Consider the following 17,538-nt stretch of genomic DNA (forward strand, 5'->3'; position numbering starts at 1 on the left):
TATAGTATATCCTTAATTTTGGTAATTGGTAGGGTACGGGATAGAACCGTATGTAGAGAATAGCCTTAGTGTTAACGTTATAGAAAGGTGGTACTCATTTTGAAAATAAGCAAACAAAATGCAGAGCATTATTGTTGGGGAGAACTATGTGATGGCTGGCATCTAGTTAAAAATAAAAAGCTTAGTATTATTCATGAGCGTATGCCAGCTAAAACAACAGAAATTAACCATTATCATCATCATGCACAACAATTTTTCTTTGTGCTGTCTGGCACCGCAACAATCGAAATTAACGGAAATCCCATTATATTACAGGAAGGTGAAGGTATAGAAGTTCCCCCTTTAACACCGCATCAAATGCAAAATAATACAGAGAAAGATATAGAGTTTTTAGTTATTTCACAGCCTAATAGTAGAGGCGATCGTATTCCACTATAAGATGATTCATTCTTTTGCATGAGGTATTCATTTACTGAGTCTAGTATAGTAAATGAAACAAAGGGCAGGGGAGATGCTTACAGTGAAAATTACCAAAGTAAAGCTATATGCATATGATTTACATAAAATGAAGGAATTTTATAGTACACAATTAGGATTTTTATTAATAAAAAATACCGATCATTATTTTACTGTTTCATTCGGTGAAAGTACTATAACGTTTGAAAAAATTCCTGCTTCCGTACAAAAGCAATATCATTTTGCTTTAAATATTCCATGTAATTTATTTCAACAGGCAAAAAGCTGGGTAAAAGAGCGTGCGAAAATACTGTTTTCAGCCGAAGAAGATGAAGTATATTTTGACACTTTGAAGGCCTTTTCCTGTTATTTTTATGACCCAGAAGAAAATATTATAGAGCTTATTGCAAGACAGGAAGTTAATTCTAAAGTAGATGCCATGTCTTTTTCATCAGAGCATGTGCTAAGCATCGGTGAAATGAATATCACAACAGATACTATTTATTTAGTAGCAAATACATTAAAAAAATATGGAATTATACCAATGAATAATAATGAAATTTGCGCAGATAGTCTTACGTTTATGGGGAATTATGAGGATGGAGCAAATTTATTATTAGGACCAAGTGAACGTATATGGTATTTTTCAAATAAAAAAGCGATTGTCAGTCCAATAGTGATAGAAATTAACAATCATCTACTACTGTGTTTGAATGAGAAGGCTGAGTTTACAATTACGCGGCTATAAAAACATCGTTTCCTATGATTAGGTAAAAAACCTTTATATTTGAAGTGTGATTCCGATGCTCCAAGTATAATGTTATTTTATGAATAAGGAGTCCTATTTATTGAAAGCAAAAAGCATTAAATACTATGAATTTGGAAATCCCCTAGAGGTTTTAAAGTTTGAAAATAAAACGATTAAGCCACCACAAGCACAAGAAATAATTGTTCGGATGCTAGCACGACCTATAAATCCATCTGATTTAATACCAATTTGGGGGAAGTATGCTCATCGAATTTCTTTACCAACTATTCCTGGCTATGAGGGAATAGGTATCATAGAGGCTGTAGGTCCTTCTGTTTCTCAAAATCTTATCGGTAAACGTGTATTACCTTTACGAGGAGATGGAACTTGGCAGGAGATTGTTCAATCAAGAGCAGAATTTTCCGTACCAATTCCAGATTCAATAGATGATTTTACCGCTGCCCAAATGTATATTAACCCCATGACAGCTTGGGTTACTTGTACAGAAGTACTAAAACTGCATCCAGATGATGTTTTATTAGTAAATGCCTGTGGATCTGCTATTGGTCATATTTTTGCTCAGCTAGCAAAGTTGATTGGTTTTCAGCTTATTGCAGTAACGAGAAATAATAAGCATACAGATGATTTACTTCAGCTTGGTGCTTCCTACGTAATTGATACCTCTATAATACCGCTCTATGAAACGGTAATGGAAATTACTAATGGCCAAGGAGCTGATGCAGCTATTGATTCTATCGGAGGAACAGCTGGTAATGAGCTTGCATTCTGTGTAAAATCGGGCGGAGAATTTTTAGCGATTGGTCTTTTATCAGGCGTACAAGTGAACTGGCAAAGTATTGTGAAGGAGGCCAATGTTAGGGCTAATATATTCCATTTACGCCATTGGAATAAGCAGGTTTCTGTAGAAAGATGGCAAGATACATTCCATCAATTAATACACTTGGTGAGTAGTGGTATGTTAAAAATGATGGCAGTTGATTCTCATTATGATTTATTAGAGATTCAAAAAGCAATAAAGATTGTGGAATCATCCAAAACAACTAAAGGAAAGGTTTTTCTAACAAGCTATTAAAATCCTGTAAAGAAACGAAGGGCAGTCTGTTATACCCTTCGTTTCTTTCACTTAAAATAAATCAGTTGATAAATAACGAAGACCAGTATCTGGAAGGATGACCACTATCCTTTTTCCTTTATTCTCAGGACGTTTTGCAAGAACAGTAGCAGCGAATAAGGCAGCACCTGATGAGGTACCTACTAATAGTCCATCTGTTTTCGCTACTGCACGAGCAGCTTCATAGGCTTGAACAGTTTCTACTTCAAGCACTTCATCAATAATCTCTAAATGAACATTCGATGGAACGCGTCCCTCATCAGCGTCAGAGAAGCGATGAACACCCGTGATTTCAATTATATCTGGATTATCAACGGTTGCAATGGAGTTAATAGCTGGCTCCACACCTATAATTTGAATCTTGGGGTTTTTAGATTTTAAGAAGGTACCTACACCACTTATTGTCCCGCCCGTCCCTATTGAGGCTACAAAAATATCAATATCACCGTCCGTATCATCCCAAATCTCAGGACCTGTTGTTAGCTTATGAATGTTTGGATTGGCCTCATTGTCGAGTTGATTAAGAAATACCACATTTTCCTCACGATCAACGACGGTTTCTCTAAAAACTTTAATTGTTTCCACAAAATCACCATCTGTCTCCTCAAAGGCAGCTACCATTTCTGGAACTTCAGAAAATGGTACTACCTCAGTCCCATATGCCTTCACAACCTTTGCGCGCTCCTCACTTACCCTATCCTGCATGTAAATTCGAAGCTTATAACCTTTTGCTGCTGCAATTGCCGCTAGACCAATACCAGTATTTCCACTGGTTGTTTCAATAATTGTTTTGTCCTTTGTTAAAACACCTCGAGCTTCAGCATCCTCAATCATGGCTTTAGCAATACGATCTTTCACACTATTTGCTGGATTAAAGTACTCTAACTTTACAATAATTTCGGTTTCAAGCTGTTGTTCTTTGACATATTGATTTAAGGCTAAAAGTGGAGTACGCCCAATTAACTCCGTTATGGATTGCTTTATTTTATTTGCAATTACTTGACCCATCAGATCCACTCCTTTTTACCTACTTAACTTACTTGTATTGTAGGAATTAAACGCATCATATCATTTGAAAGGATTTTAAGCAATGATATTCCTAATAGAAAGATTGAAAAGGCTGATAGGAAAAATTAATGTATTTATAATTAATCATACAAAGGTTTGTTTCTTCTTGAAAATAAAATCCTTACATTGTTATTTTTGGAAGGCTTACTAATCAGTTATGATAAATATAGTTGATATTTGCATGGGGGGAAAGAAATGAAAGAGACATTAGCTGAGGTTTGTATAACTGCGGAAACAAAAATAACAATGATGAAGCAAAGACCTGTCAATTATTTCTTACAAGCAGTTTTAGGTGGCCTTTTTATCGGCTTTGGCATTTTGCTTATCGTTACAATAGGTGGTTTGTTTGATCCTGCTGGCGTACCAAGTATGAGAGTTGTACAAGGTCTATCATTTGGCGTGGCGCTTAGTATGGTGATGATGGCTGGAGCAAATTTATTCACAGGGGATAATTTAGTTTTATCAATTAGTACATTATCCAAAAAAACTACACCCCTAGAAATGATAGGTATTTGGACATTTAGCTACATAGGAAATTTTTGTGGCTCTCTATTAAGCGCTGGATTATTTTTTTATGCAGGGCTTGCGGTGGGAGATACAGCCAATTATGTTGAGAAAATAGCTACTGTTAAGATGAATGGCGGATTTGTCGCCCTTTTATGCCGTGGAATCCTGTGTAATTTGCTTGTCTGTTTAGCAGTCTGGTGTGCCTATAAATTAAAAACAGAAATTGCAAAATTAGCTATGATCTTTTGTTGTATTTTTCCATTTATTACTTCAGGATTTGAGCATAGCATCGCCAATATGACATTATTTTGTCTTGCCCTCTTTATACCTCATGGCGAAATGGTATCGCTAGCAGGAGCCATCGCCAATTTAGTACCTGTAACAATTGGAAATATAATAGGTGGAGCAATAATTGGTATTATATATTGGATAAATGGAAGAGAAAGAAGGTAAAGCCACTGGCGGATGTCGCAGAATCGGAAAGAAGTTTAATAAAGGATGTTAGCCTAAAATCATTGCATCCATGCGATAACGGCTAACTGATCTGCATCGGTAAAAAACGCCACGTCCTGTGGCTTTACCGAAATGACCGACATCGTGTCGGCCCTCACGCAGCCCTAAGCACAAAGCCGATTCGAGACGCAATTATGCCGAAGCATAATTGATAATGATGAAAATTTAGAATGTCGTTTATAAAAGTAGTAGAGAAGTCTATTATGATATTGATTGCTAGACTCGTTCTTTTGATATTTTGACATTAAAATTAATCCTAGATAGAATGGAAAGTAGAGTGGCATAAATGGAATACTACTTTTCTTTTCCTACAATGATAACAATGTTAAGGAATTATAGATAGAACAAAGAATGATAGAGAGGAGGAAGATAAAATGGAGCAGGAAGTGAACCAACATACTATTCTTCAAGCGATTTTGGAGCTATCTACTCAAATGCAGGTTATGAAAACTGATCTTCAGCAACAAATTGAAGCGGTGGAAGCTAGATTAGAAAAAAAGATTGATGCGGTTGAAAAAAGATTAGAAGAAAAGATTGATGCGGTTGAAAGAAGATTAGAAGAAAAAATTGATGCTGTAGAAACAAGATTGGAGGAAAAAACAAATTTACTGCAAAACAGATTAGATTCAGTAGAACAAAATTTAAGTCAGAAGATAGATAGTATGGATACGAAAATGGAAATATTATCTCTTGAACTACTTGAAACAAAGGCAGATGTACGTATGCTAAAGCGAGCAAAATAAATGTTAATTACCGTATCCTTCGAGGCTACGGTTTTTTTATCAAGAGGAGCCTACTCTTAGAGATGGGAAAAACATCTCTAATGCACTTTATGGTATAATTTTTTTGAAATAAATGGTCTAGAGGAGTGACAACATTGTTAAAAACAGAGGTATTTGAACAATTAAAAAATGCGATGAGAGAGAAGGATGCATTGGCAAAAGGCGTATTGTCGCTGTTGAAATCTGCATTAGATTTAGCGGAGAAGGAAAAAGGAGGGGCTTTATCTTCTGATGAAGAAATTGCAATTATCAATCGGGAGGTAAAGCAAACAAATCAAGCTTTAGAGGGTGCCCAAAATGCAGGAAGAGCCGATTTAATTGAAAAAGAGGAAGCGAAATTAGTACTATTAAAATCATTCTTGCCAAAGCAATTAACAGAAGAAGAAGTTGCAGAAAAGCTTGCAGCGGCTGGAATAGTAAAGGGAATGGGCATGGGAGACGCAATGAAAATTGCCAAACCTTTGTTAACAGGTCAAGCTGAGGGTGCTGTTATTTCAAAAGTTGTGAAGAGTATTATTTAAATTGACAAAAACGAATTTCCTTTCGAAAGAGGAAATTCGTTTTTTTTGTAGCGAAAGCGAAGTGGCAGCTACAATTACGTCAAGGCGAAATTGATAATAGGATTGAACTGTTGATAATTAAAATAACTAATAGTACACTATTAATTAACCACTGGTCAAAATAGGAGGTCAATATGTCACCGCGTAAACCATCAACACAGGAATTAACAAAAGAAATGATTATCCATGAGGCACATAAACAATTTATTGCGAAGGATTTTCACCATGTATCGATGCGTAGTATTGCGAAAGAGCTAGGCTGTAGTCATGGGGCAATATACTATCATTTTAAAAATAAAGCAGAAATATTTTATGCTATTTTAGGCGAATACTTTTCTGAATTAAACACTACTTTAGAGAATACAGTGAATGGCCCTGAAGATAGTTCTACAAAGCTAAAAAATATTTTTGTAGGATATATGGCATTTGGTTTAAATAATCAAAGTCAATATGAATTAATGTTTATGGTGAGGGACAATGAGATTGATGGACTCTCCCAAGAGGCAGCCAACCTTAGCTATGAAAAATTTGCACAATCCGTTCAAGCTTTATCAGAAACTGCGCTGCTACTTTCAGATATCCATTCTACATTTATTGCGTTGCATGGATTTGTAGCACATTACCGTCATTATGTTAAAAATTATGAGGAAGCAAAGGAAGCGGTAGATGTACATGCAAGATTTCTTATCAAAGCATTAATTAAAGTTGAGCTCTAGATCAATTATCTGGAGCTATCTTTAAGCTTTTATTTGACCGGCGGTTAATTAAAGGAGGGATTATTCTTGAAAACAGCTTTAGTTATCGGAGCATCAGGTGGAATGGGTTATGCTCTTGTAAATGAATTAGTAAGGCGACAAATAAAGGTGAGGGCATTTGCACGACACAAAGAAAAACTAGTTACTTTATTTCACCATACCAAAAATGTTGAAATCATTGCAGGTGATATCTTCAATGAACAGGATATTAGTCAGGTTTCGAATGGGGTAGATGTAATTTTTCATGCAATAAGTTTTCCGTATCAGGATTGGGAAAAGCTACATATACCGTGTCTAGAAATGGTAATAAAAATAGCTGAAAAACAAGGAGCGAGGATAGCACTTGTCGATAATATCTATGCATATGGGAAACAATCGCTCAGAGTTGTAACTGAGGAGACAATGAAAAGACCACATACAAAGAAGGGAATAATTCGATTGTCTATGGAAAATAAATTAAAAGAAAGCCATGTACCTTCTGTAATCGTTCATTTTCCAGATTTATATGGACCAAATGCAGAAAATACCATTCTCTATGAAACATTAAAAAATGTTGTCCAAGGTAAAAAAGCTAATTTTGTAGGAAATATGAAGGTGAAGAGGGAATTCCTTTATACAGTCGATGGTGCAAAGGCTATGGTTGAACTAGCCTTAAGGGATGATACATACAATCAAAATTGGAATGTACCAGCTACACATACAATTTCCGGGGTTCAATTAGTGGAGATTCTAAGCGAATTAACAGGCTACAAGAAAGGTATCCGAACTGTAACTAAAGGAATGTTACAATTAATAGGAATATTCTCTCCACCTATGAAAGAGGTAGTTGAAATGTTTTATTTAACAGAGGAACCAGTTATTTTAAGTGGGGAAAAATATGAAAAGGAAATTGGCCCTTTACCACGTACTTCTTATAAAGCTGGTCTAGAGGAAACCATTTTATGGATGCAACAAAGGGGAGGATAATACTTACAGCAATAAAAAATCCGCTATATTTCAAGAAAGTATAGCGGATTTAATGTATTTAGTTTTTATAGCTGAAATTTTTGTATGATATGACGAAGCTGTTGTGCCATCTCCGCTAAATTATTGGAAGATGCAGTAATTTCTTCGATGCTTGCTGATTGTTCCTCAGAAGCTGCTGCTACATTTTGAATATTTCCTGATGCTTGAACGGCTACTATACCAACTTCTTCTACAGAATTAGCAATACTGTTCACACCTTGGTTCATGTTGGTAATAATCGTATTGACATGATTCATTTCCTTCGTTAGCTCCATAATTTGTGTATTAATTTCTCCAAAGGCCTCACCAGATGCATTGAAGGTTGTTGAGCTTTCTACAAGATTACTGCTACTAATTCCCATAGATTTTACAGCCTGTGCAGATTCCTCTTTAATGGTTTCAATACGTGTTCGAATACTGTTAGTTGCTGCTAATGATTGATCAGCAAGCTTACGTACTTCCTCTGCAACAACGGCAAAGCCCTTCCCATGTTCGCCAGCTCTTGCTGCTTCAATAGATGCATTTAACGCGAGTAAATTGGTTTGGTCCGTTATTTGGTTAATTAAGGTCACAATGTCACCAATTTCATTTGTGTATGTGCTTAAACGTTCCACAACTGCTGAAGTCTCTTGAATGGCAGTAGTAGTGACAGCCATTTTCTCAGTTGCATTTTGAATTGTCATATTGCCTTTTTCAGAAATTGTGGATGCACTGATTGCCTTTACTGCCACATCATTTACGCTCGTAACGACCTCAGACATTTTTGTAGAAATTACTGAGATATGATTTTCTACCTCTTCTATGGAGGTTGTTTGCTTTTCTGAACCAGCTGCAACTTCCTGCATGGAAGATGTAATTTGCTGTATGGATGCGCTAGTTTGCTCAGAACTTGCTGTTAATTCCTCTGACATAGCAGCGACTTGTTCAGCATTTTCTGCGATTTGCTGAATAAGTAAGCGTAAATCTTCTGTCATATTTTCGATGCCTAGAGAAAGCTGGGCGATTTCATTGGAACCTTTGATTTGTAGAGGCTCAACAGCTAAATCTCCCTTGGCGACCCTGCCAACATAACCAGTTATTTTTTTAATTGGTTTTGTAATACCAATACTAATGAAATAAGCGACAATTATCCCTAGTAGGATGAAAATCACCGTCATAATGATACTTATCCAAAGTGTCTCTGTTTGTAGCTTAGAGATAAAGGAAGCATCCATATCCAAACCGAATAAAATGTCCGTATTATTAAATGGTATAAAAATGGATTTATGAATACCATATTCATCTTGATAAATATCGCTAGTTTGTAAAGAACCATCGTCTAAAGCAACGTTCATTTTTTCATCGAAAACATAATCTTCTTTGTAATTATCTTTGTTGCTTAAAGCGACAATATGCTCCTGTCCATTAGAACGCGAAAGGATATACGCATTTTCAATATCGTATTTATTAACTGTGCCATTTAATTGCTTTAGTAGTTGTTCATATTTTTGATGATTCCCGTTGTCTGCAGCAATGACATCATTTTTTTCTATATCTTCAAAAATAGAATTAGATACAATTTCTAATGTTGACTCAAACTGTTTAATAACAAAATTATCGATAATTCGATAAGACGTTATGAATAGTACCACACTAAATATAATCGAAATAATAGCAATGGGAATGGTGAAACTTGCAATATATTTATAAAGTAAAGAACCCTTTAATTTATTTATTAAATTCAACTTTGGCATCCTCCAATACTTGCAGCTTTTGTTTTAGGAAATGGATCATAGCTTGGATATGTTCTTTTTCAGTATAAGGAGAAATAGCAAAGAATTTTGCAGCAGCAACTGGAACTTGTTGCTTTGTATCACTTGTGTGGACAGTACAAAAACGTGTTGTATCACCAAAAAATACTTCGTCTCGATCCTGACCTATAATTTCAAAGAAAGAGGCATTAATCGCATTTATATATTCAATTTGGTCTTGTGTATAGCGACCTGCCTGCTCCGTGTGCCAATTATAGCCTTCTGGATATAAACGAAAGGCTGTAACGGGTCCAATATTCATTCCATTTACTACTTGCAGCATAGGTGCATGCTCCGCTAATTGTTTACGGAATGCTAGATTAACGCGCACGTAATTGGCTAATATTTGTTGATAGCCTTCTTTACCAAATGCCTGTAAAGCTGCATAAATAGCTATTGAACTTCCCATTCGTGAGCACTCTAATGTATAGCCTGTATGGTAGGAGCCATAACCGCGATTGCCGACGTATGGTGTATCAAAGTCCTCGATATCAAGTAACTGTAAACTGTTACTTTCTTTTATTAAGAATAAGCTTGTTAAATATGGTGTCTGACCAAGCTTTTGGAAGTCAAAGCACAGGCTATCTGCAATTGCTAGATGCTGCATACGTGTACGAATATGTGTCAATCCCTGTAATACCTCTGCCTCTAGCTGAAGGGGATTGGCAGTAAAGTCGTAATCGTTGAAAAATGCGTAAAAGCCTCCCAAAGCGGAATCAGCATGGATATGTATCGGTTGTAAGGCATATTTTTTCTCAAGGACTGTAGTGACTTCCTTAATGGCTTGTACATCATCAATGGCAAATTGATCCGTAGCGCCAGTTGTAGCTACTACATAGACTGGGATTCCACCATTTTCAATCACCTCTGTCATACGGGCCTGTAAGTCATTGATATCCATGGAATGGTCTTTTCCAGCTTTTACACGAATTAAATGCTTACTTCCTATACCTACCGCTTCAATCGATTTTAATAGGCTATAATGTGCATTTTCTGATGCAAAGCAATATAAATTATTTGGAATACCCTCTTCCTTTGCCTGTGGAAATTGCTTGGCAATGGCAAGACGAAGACCACTAAATACAGCCCCTTGTCCTCCCCAAGTTGTATAGCCAAAGCTCTTAGTGTAGTCATAGCCTACTAACTTCGACATCATCGCTACAACTTTTACTTCACACTCTGCAGCAGCAGGTCCATAAACATCCCATAGATTGTTACCGTTCAAAAGGGCATTTGTAAACTGGCCCAATATACCAGGGATACTAGCCATTGGTAAAACATTCGTGACAAAATTACGCGTATGATAAGGGTGTCCTTGCATCAACTGTGTAAGTTCTTCCACAACCTGATCGAGCCCAACACCTGTATTTGCTATTTGATTGTCTTGCATTAATTCTTGATAGAAATTAGAGGAACGCTCTTTTATTGGTCCAAGAGACGTTTTGTTGGGATTCTTTAATGCATCTAGAGAGGAAACAATTTTCTCTAATAGGGATAAAAAATTCTCCCTTTGCTCGATATTTCCATCTTCGCTTTGGAATAATTGTTGGATTTCTTTCATATTCATCATCCTTTATAGTTCATATTTCCTCTATTTTTCATTCCTTGAAAATAGGTCGTTTTTCTAAAGTTATAATAACATATAATAACAAAAAATGAATTTATATTTTCTTAAAAAAATATTATTTTACATTTCTGAATAATCGAATTTATTTAAGGAGAAATATAGAAAATGTATTAGAGATTAATTAGTTTTAAAAAGGTTATATTTTAAAGGTTTTTTGTGTAGTTTTTACGGAAAAAATTAAAAAAGTGAGGATAGTGGGATTTTATGAGGAAAAATGAATGTTTTTAAAATACTATTCTTATAATAATTTTAAAATAATATTAATAATAAGAAAATTATAATACTTTTTGACTAATTATAATAAAGACTGTTAAATAGATCGAAACTCTGCAAATAGTAATCTGCTATACATGAAAAAAGAATCTGCCTCATTTGTGCAGATTCTCAGATTTATCCTGAAGTTCTTTAATGGTGACAAAGCGGTATCCATCCTCAGTAAGTGACTGCAAAATACCTTCGATTGCTTGCAGTTCACTGTCTGTCTTGTCATACATGGGATGCATTAAAATAATCGAGCCAGATTGAATATGTTCTTTCACATAATTAATTTTTTCATCAGGTGTTGAATAGAAGGAGTCAGGCTCCAAATTCCACGTTATTGTATCATGATTTGTTTTACTTAAATAAAGCGGAAATCCAATTAGCTTTTTCCCATACGGCGGTCGAACAGGTGGGATATCTGGATAGCCAATACTTTTTAAAAGTTCATCTGTTTTTTCTATTTCATTTTTATCTTCATTCAGCAGAAGACTCCCACCTCTACAGGTGGTGAGATGAATGCGGTTTTGATTCCTTTTCAGTGGGTGTCCAAACACCTACTGAATGAAGATAAAGCCTCCGGCGGATGTCACGGATTTTCAAAGGAATGAATTGTGCAGGCACAATTCAAAATCCGGACGCAATTACGCCAAGGCGAAATTGATAAAAGGTAGGGCTCTTAAAGAGCATTCGCTTATGTGAATAGGTATGATTGCCAATTTGATGACCAGCATTCACAATTTTTTTACCCTCTTCTAAATTTTCTTCAAGGTCCTTTCCAATTAAAAAAAAGGTTGCTTTAGCATCGTAGTCCTCCAGTAATGTTAAAATGGCACTGACATTTTTAGTTGGACCGTCATCAAAAGTTAATGCTACAACCTTTTCTGTAGTGTCAATATGAGAGATAATCTTGCCAAAAAGTTGATAGTCTCTAGCATTCATTAACTTATAAGCACCAAATGCTAAAACAACAATGAAAAAAAGAATAATTCCTAAATAAGTAATTTTCTTTTTCAGTATTAGTCCCTCCCTGCTATTTTATTTAATTCCAAAAAAATAAAATACCCATTGTATGAGGGATACGGTATGACAAACATTAAGTCTTAAAGGTAATATAATGTTCCCCTAATAACTACAATAATTGTGTAAATAACTTTCTGAAAAATGAGGTGTACATGTGTCTAATGATATGCTTCTAGTTGAAGGTCAGTCGAAGGGGAGTCGATTGCGCAAAATATGGTTTGTTGTAGTGTTATTTTTAATATTGGTGATTGGTGTAATTGTACTTTATTATTTATTTAATAAGGATTTAAATTTTGAAACCTATAAAACAGTTGTCGGTAAAACCACTGAAAATAGCCTTGGAAGTTTGACCTTAAATGAAGTAATAGTGGATGACAATCAGATTTTATTAAACGCCACCTTTAAACCAGAAAACGATACACATTTCGACTATCAAATTTTCTTTTTTCCACAAGTATTAATTAATGGAAAAGAGTTTACGGTAAGAAATGGTGGGCAGTCCATTGCACAATCGGATAAAACCTATACCATTTATAGCAGTGTTAAATTAAGCGAATTACCAAAGGATGAAACATTAAATTTAGATATTCGCTATAACGACTGGAACGGGAAAAAGGCAATTGACGAGCCATGGAACTTTCAAGTAGAAGCATCACAGAAGCAATTACAAAATGATAGGAACGTTTTTTCAGTTAAAAAAAAATTGAAGCTAATAGATGGCCAACAAATAACAATTGACAGGGTTGTTTCTACACCAATATCAACAACAATTTATTTTCATTCTGACACAGCCCTATTGAATAACACCATACAATTTAATATTCAATCTACATCAGGAGAATTATGGCGCCTGAATGCTGCGTATCCATTAAATGAGGACAATACAAAATGGGGAGTTCGCCTTGACGCCCTATATTTGACAGAAAAAACTTATCATTTAATTCCAATTGCTACAGATGGAAATGAGCTTGGTTCTAAAATTAAAATGATAAAAAAATAAGAAATGCTTATTTCAATCTTTACAATACTTTAATCTAAAAACACGGTTATACCATGTAAGATAATGATATATTACATGGAAAGTAGTGAGGTTGTTGCGAAGGTTATGGGAGATCTTTTTAGTTTCCTTTAAATTAGGCTGTACTTCCTTTGGTGGACCAACTGCTCATTTAGGTTATTTTCAAAATGAGTATGTTGAAAAACGTAAGTGGTTATCAGCAAATGATTACAGTCAGCTTGTAGCACTTAGTCAATTTCTACCTGGTCCCGCATCGAGTCAAGTAGGAATGGGCATTGGCTTATTAAGAGGCGGAATATTTGGGAGTATAATTTCTTTTCTTGGCTTTACATTACCGTCAGTGTTGCTGCTGATTGCATTCGGATATTTTTCGACGCATGTAGAGCTGAGCTGGGTCCATGGCTTAAAATTAGTGGCTGTTGCGATTGTTGCACAGGCTATTTTGGATATGTCCAGGAAATTGATTTCTAGCATATGGCATTTAATAATTGCCTTGTCTGCACTTGGAGTAGTGCTTTTATGGGGACATTCATTATCACAGGTATTGGTGATAGGTCTTGCTGCCCTCATAGGCTTTCGATTTATTAAAATCACCAAGGAAATGAATCAACATGTAACAGTCGTACCTATTTCCAAAAAAGCAGGGTTCATTTTATTATCACTGTTTTTCCTACTCCTTATTGGTTTACCAGCTGTTAGTCCATTTATGCAATATGAATGGTTTATATTGATTGAAAAGTTTTATCTATCAGGTGCTTTAGTGTTTGGTGGCGGTCATGTAGTACTGCCTTTGTTAGAAGTTCAATTTGTACAAAGTGGACTAATGAGTTCTTCTGATTTTATCACAGGTTATGGAATGACACAGGCAGTTCCTGGTCCATTATTTACGTTTGCCTCTTACATAGGTATGATGATTGCTGGAGTACCTGGGGCCGTTATTGCTACAATAGCAATTTTTCTTCCTGCCTTTTTACTTATAGTTGGGGCAATGCCATTTTGGCTAGCGCTGAATCAATTTCCAAGATTAAGAGGGGCGATAGCGGGTGCAAATGCTGCCGTTGTTGGAATATTAGCAGCAGCTTTTTTTCATCCAATTGCTACAGAGACAATTGAAAATTGGTTAGATATTGTTATATCTACCATCTTTTTATGGTGCTTAATGCGATGGAAGATACCGCCTTATTTATTAGTAATCATTGGTCTTTGCATAGGAATTATACGTTATTAAAAATACACTTTCTAAATCAAAACCATGAATCTTTATGGTTTTGATTTTTTTGTGGAAAATGGATCCTATGAACTGCCACTGGATACACATACTTTTCTTAGATGGATTCATGGCGTTCTATTCTTTGTTTGTTTATAATGTAAAAATGGAAAAAGACTTTATCAGAAAGAAGGGATAGCTATGGCACGAGGTGTTTACATTCATATTCCTTTTTGTCATCAAATTTGTAATTATTGTGATTTCAATAAATTTTATTTCAAAAATCAACCAGTTGATGAATATATAGAAACCCTTGGCAAGGAGATGGCGCTTGCCATACAAAAGTATCCTGACCATTTTAAACAAATCGAAACGATCTTTCTCGGTGGTGGAACACCGACTGCTTTATCACCTGAGCAATTAGAAAAACTTCTTGGGCTGATTCGTACGTATATTCCTATGGACAGTGTGACAGAATTTACATCAGAGGCAAATCCAGACGAGCTCTCAGAGGCGAAATTGCAGGCATTATTTGCTGGAGGTGTCAATCGTTTAAGTATGGGGGTGCAGTCCTTTGATCAGACATTATTAAAGAAAATTGGACGTACTCATAGTAACGAACATGTTTATGAAACAATAGCCTTGGCGAAAAAGGTTGGCTTTCACAATATAAGCATAGATTTAATGTATGGTCTGCCTGGGCAAACAATGGCACAATGGGAGGACTCCTTAGCAAAGGCCTTTGCCTTGGAGTTACCGCATATTTCCGCATACTCATTAATAGTAGAGCCAAAAACGATATTTTATAATCAATATTCAAAGGGAAAATTGCATTTACCAACCGAAGATCTTGAGGCAGATATGTATGATGTATTGATGAAACAGATGGAGGCTCATGGGCTGCAACAATATGAAATAAGTAACTTCGCGCAATCTGGTTTCAGCTCTAGCCATAACAAAATTTATTGGGAAAACGATGAATATGCAGGCTTTGGTGCTGGTGCACATGGATATGTTGCTGGTATCCGTTATTCCAATCATGGACCATTAAAAAAATATATTGATGCAGTAAACAAAGGTGATTTACCAATTGTCTATGAGCATATTGTGACAGAGAATGAAAAACGTGAAGAACAAATGTTTTTAGGTCTGCGAAAAACAGAGGGAGTATTACACCATATATATGAAGAGAAATTTAATGAAACGATGCTTACACGTTATCGTCATGTTATCGAAAAGCTAGTATCAGAAGGTCTTTTGGAACACGATACGAATGGAATTCATCTGACACGAAAAGGTCGATTTGTAGGGAATGAAGTATTTCAACAATTTTTGCTAGAAGATTGAGCGATTTCGTTGACATAAAATGTGGGATTTGATAACTTAATAATAGTATTAGCACTCCTCTTAGTTGAGTGCTAACAGAGGTGATAATCATGCTAACAAATCGGCAACTACAGATATTGCAAGTCATTGTAGACGACTTTATTATGTTTGCACAGCCGGTAGGTTCTCGCCAAATCTCCAAAAAGCAAGAGATTACATTTAGTCCAGCCACAATTCGAAATGAAATGGCGGATTTGGAGGAATTAGGTTTTTTAGAAAAAACACATACTTCCTCTGGTCGAGTGCCTTCGGAAAAGGGTTATAGATTTTATGTAGATCATTTGTTGAGTCCACAGGGGATTAATTCTAGGGATATTCAGCAAATCCAATCAATTTTTAATGATCGCCTAGTAGAAGTAGAGCATATTATCCGAAAATCAGCCAATATTTTATCAGAGCTGACATCTTATACATCGATTCTTTTAGGACCTGATGTACAAAGACATCGTGTTAAACGATTCTCAATTGTGCCGCTCTCTAGTGATACAGCAGTAGCGATTATCGTAACGAATAACGGGCATGTGGAAAATCGTATGTTTAATTTACCTCCAGGTTTTACCGCTTCTGAATTAGAGAAGATGGTTAATATTTTAAATGAACGCTTAATCGGTGTGTCATTAGAAGATCTTCATACAAAACTTGAGGCTGAAGTGTTAGCTGTTTTACAGCAGCATGTAAGATCTGCGGATGACTTTATTCGCTCACTTGTTACAGCCACGATGCATAATTCAGAAAGTAAAATTTTCTATGGTGGAAAAACAAATATGTTCAACCAGCCCGAATTCCACGATTTAAATAAAGTCCGGATGATTTTGGACTTAATGGAAACCAACAGCCAAGTGCAATCGCTTTTCCATCCCAATGAATCGGGCATTCAAATTCGTATAGGCTCTGAAAATAAACAACTAGAAATGGAAAACTGTAGTGTCATTACGACCACTTATTCAATTGGTGAAGATCAACAAGGGGCTATTGCGATTATTGGTCCAACACGGATGGATTACAAACGTGTTGTTGCTTTACTAGACGTATTGCGCATGGATTTAACACAGGCCTTTACGAAGAATCGTAGTGATTGATAATGAGGAGGATTCAAGTGACTGAAACAACTGAAAACAAGGATCTTGTACAAGAAAAAGTACAGGATCAGAATGTACAAGCTGAAAATGTATCTACAGAAAATGATGTAGTTGAACAGCAAGAAGCAGAATTGACGATTGAAGAGCAATACGAGGCAAAGCTTGCAGAGTTACAAGCAAAGCTAGACGACGAGGAAAATCGTCATCTACGCCTACGCGCTGACTTTGATAATATGCGTCGTCGCAATCAGCTAGATCGTGAGGCAGCAGAGAAATACCGTGCTCAAAGCTTATTATCAGATTTACTGCCAGTACTAGATAATTTTGAGCGTGCCTTACAAGTGGAAGCAACGTCTGAAGAAGCTGCTTCTATTGTAAAAGGCATTGAAATGGTCTATCGTTCTCTGATTGAAGCAACAGAGAAGGAAGGTCTGCAAGTGATTAAAGCAGAAGGTGAGCCATTTGATCCAAATATTCACCAAGCTGTCATGCAGGAACAAGATAGTGAAAAAGAGACTGGTGTTATTTTACGCGAACTGCAAAAAGGATATATCTTAAAGGATCGTGTATTACGCCCATCAATGGTATCTGTGAACGAATAGTCATAGCACTATTTAGTCAATT

Annotated in this window: 17 protein-coding genes and 1 pseudogene; 13 read left to right on the forward strand and 5 right to left on the reverse strand. The window is 35.9% G+C overall.

The features are described 5' to 3' along the window. Positions 1–99: 99 nt before the first annotated feature. The 3 genes from AC2CGN_RS09190 (at position 100) to AC2CGN_RS09200 (ending at position 2,297) form a co-directional block, all read left to right on the forward strand. Positions 100–438, forward strand: coding sequence for a cupin domain-containing protein (locus tag AC2CGN_RS09190; RefSeq protein WP_283868796.1), 339 nt, complete (start codon positions 100–102; stop codon positions 436–438). 73 nt (positions 439–511) lie between these two features. After that, entirely contained in the window at positions 512–1,204 is a 693-nt protein-coding gene (locus AC2CGN_RS09195; protein ID WP_484513680.1) for a VOC family protein, read from the forward strand. Positions 1,205–1,304: 100 nt separating this feature from the next. After that, positions 1,305–2,297: a zinc-dependent alcohol dehydrogenase family protein gene (locus AC2CGN_RS09200; protein ID WP_429982487.1), complete on the forward strand. Its 993-nt coding sequence runs from the start codon at positions 1,305–1,307 to the stop codon at positions 2,295–2,297. A 51-nt stretch (positions 2,298–2,348) separates the two neighbouring features. Here AC2CGN_RS09200 and AC2CGN_RS09205 read toward each other — a convergent pair whose 3' ends face one another. Then, the gene (locus AC2CGN_RS09205; RefSeq protein ID WP_484513444.1) at positions 2,349–3,344 is read right to left on the reverse strand and encodes a PLP-dependent cysteine synthase family protein; all 996 of its coding nucleotides are present in this window, start codon (positions 3,342–3,344) and stop codon (positions 2,349–2,351) included. Positions 3,345–3,599: 255 nt separating this feature from the next. Here AC2CGN_RS09205 and AC2CGN_RS09210 point away from each other — a divergent pair, with 255 nt between their 5' ends. The 5 genes from AC2CGN_RS09210 (at position 3,600) to AC2CGN_RS09230 (ending at position 7,487) form a co-directional block, all read left to right on the forward strand. Next, positions 3,600–4,364, forward strand: a complete 765-nt coding sequence (locus AC2CGN_RS09210) for a formate/nitrite transporter family protein (RefSeq protein WP_429982485.1) — start codon at positions 3,600–3,602, stop codon at positions 4,362–4,364. Positions 4,365–4,798: 434 nt separating this feature from the next. Next, on the forward strand, positions 4,799–5,167 hold the full coding sequence (locus AC2CGN_RS09215) for a hypothetical protein (RefSeq protein ID WP_484513447.1): 369 nt from the start codon (positions 4,799–4,801) through the stop codon (positions 5,165–5,167). Between the two features lie 134 nt (positions 5,168–5,301). Continuing rightward, a complete protein-coding gene (locus AC2CGN_RS09220; RefSeq protein WP_286927387.1) occupies positions 5,302–5,727 on the forward strand; it encodes a GatB/YqeY domain-containing protein in 426 nt (141 codons plus the stop codon). Positions 5,728–5,900: 173 nt separating this feature from the next. Beyond that, positions 5,901–6,482, forward strand: coding sequence for a TetR/AcrR family transcriptional regulator (locus AC2CGN_RS09225; RefSeq protein ID WP_429982484.1), 582 nt, complete (start codon positions 5,901–5,903; stop codon positions 6,480–6,482). 66 nt (positions 6,483–6,548) lie between these two features. Next, on the forward strand, positions 6,549–7,487 hold the full coding sequence (locus tag AC2CGN_RS09230; protein WP_484513449.1) for an SDR family NAD(P)-dependent oxidoreductase: 939 nt from the start codon (positions 6,549–6,551) through the stop codon (positions 7,485–7,487). A gap of 65 nt (positions 7,488–7,552) precedes the next feature. On the opposite strand, the gene AC2CGN_RS09235 is transcribed toward AC2CGN_RS09230, so the two are convergent. The 4 genes and pseudogenes from AC2CGN_RS09235 to AC2CGN_RS09250 form a co-directional block, all read right to left on the reverse strand. Then, complete coding sequence (locus AC2CGN_RS09235) at positions 7,553–9,250, reverse strand: methyl-accepting chemotaxis protein (RefSeq protein WP_484513451.1); 1,698 nt, start codon at positions 9,248–9,250, stop codon at positions 7,553–7,555. Next, positions 9,234–10,877 (reverse strand): pyridoxal phosphate-dependent decarboxylase family protein, encoded by a 1,644-nt coding sequence (locus AC2CGN_RS09240; protein ID WP_484513453.1) that lies wholly within the window; start codon positions 10,875–10,877, stop codon positions 9,234–9,236. The genes AC2CGN_RS09235 and AC2CGN_RS09240 overlap by 17 nt, the downstream gene beginning before the upstream one ends. Positions 10,878–11,311: 434 nt before the next feature. Next, positions 11,312–11,758: a polysaccharide deacetylase family protein gene (locus tag AC2CGN_RS09245; protein WP_429982480.1), complete on the reverse strand. Its 447-nt coding sequence runs from the start codon at positions 11,756–11,758 to the stop codon at positions 11,312–11,314. 109 nt (positions 11,759–11,867) lie between these two features. Next, a pseudogene (locus AC2CGN_RS09250) lies at positions 11,868–12,218 on the reverse strand (polysaccharide deacetylase family protein); the annotation flags it as partial. A gap of 160 nt (positions 12,219–12,378) precedes the next feature. Between AC2CGN_RS09250 and AC2CGN_RS09255 the strand changes: the two are divergent. The 5 genes from AC2CGN_RS09255 to grpE all read left to right on the forward strand — a co-directional run bounded on the left by AC2CGN_RS09255 (position 12,379) and on the right by grpE (position 17,516). Beyond that, the gene (locus tag AC2CGN_RS09255) at positions 12,379–13,224 is read left to right on the forward strand and encodes a DUF4179 domain-containing protein (protein ID WP_484513456.1); all 846 of its coding nucleotides are present in this window, start codon (positions 12,379–12,381) and stop codon (positions 13,222–13,224) included. A gap of 94 nt (positions 13,225–13,318) precedes the next feature. After that, positions 13,319–14,470: a chromate efflux transporter gene (gene chrA, locus AC2CGN_RS09260; protein WP_429987706.1), complete on the forward strand. Its 1,152-nt coding sequence runs from the start codon at positions 13,319–13,321 to the stop codon at positions 14,468–14,470. A gap of 180 nt (positions 14,471–14,650) precedes the next feature. Continuing rightward, positions 14,651–15,796 carry a radical SAM family heme chaperone HemW gene (gene hemW / locus AC2CGN_RS09265; RefSeq protein ID WP_484513458.1) on the forward strand — a complete coding sequence of 382 codons (1,146 nt, stop codon included), beginning with the start codon at positions 14,651–14,653 and terminating at the stop codon, positions 15,794–15,796. An 89-nt stretch (positions 15,797–15,885) separates the two neighbouring features. Continuing rightward, positions 15,886–16,914, forward strand: coding sequence for a heat-inducible transcriptional repressor HrcA (hrcA, locus tag AC2CGN_RS09270; protein WP_464527654.1), 1,029 nt, complete (start codon positions 15,886–15,888; stop codon positions 16,912–16,914). A gap of 17 nt (positions 16,915–16,931) precedes the next feature. Next, the gene (gene grpE, locus AC2CGN_RS09275; RefSeq protein ID WP_484513460.1) at positions 16,932–17,516 is read left to right on the forward strand and encodes a nucleotide exchange factor GrpE; all 585 of its coding nucleotides are present in this window, start codon (positions 16,932–16,934) and stop codon (positions 17,514–17,516) included. Positions 17,517–17,538: the final 22 nt, after the last annotated feature.

It is taken from the genome of Lysinibacillus sp. DFXJR4 (assembly GCF_057196045.1).

Bases quoted from the DNA above. Each gene is read 5' to 3' on its own strand.
- AC2CGN_RS09195 (WP_484513680.1), top strand. From the start codon at position 512: ATGCTTACAGTGAAAATTACCAAAGTAAAGCTATATGCATATGATTTA.
- AC2CGN_RS09205 (WP_484513444.1), bottom strand. From the start codon at position 3,344: ATGGGTCAAGTAATTGCAAATAAAATAAAGCAATCCATAACGGAGTTA.
- AC2CGN_RS09210 (WP_429982485.1), top strand. From the start codon at position 3,600: ATGAAAGAGACATTAGCTGAGGTTTGTATAACTGCGGAAACAAAAATA.
- AC2CGN_RS09215 (WP_484513447.1), top strand. From the start codon at position 4,799: ATGGAGCAGGAAGTGAACCAACATACTATTCTTCAAGCGATTTTGGAG.
- AC2CGN_RS09225 (WP_429982484.1), top strand. From the start codon at position 5,901: ATGTCACCGCGTAAACCATCAACACAGGAATTAACAAAAGAAATGATT.
- AC2CGN_RS09240 (WP_484513453.1), bottom strand. From the start codon at position 10,877: ATGAAAGAAATCCAACAATTATTCCAAAGCGAAGATGGAAATATCGAG.
- hemW (WP_484513458.1), top strand. From the start codon at position 14,651: ATGGCACGAGGTGTTTACATTCATATTCCTTTTTGTCATCAAATTTGT.
- hrcA (WP_464527654.1), top strand. From the start codon at position 15,886: ATGCTAACAAATCGGCAACTACAGATATTGCAAGTCATTGTAGACGAC.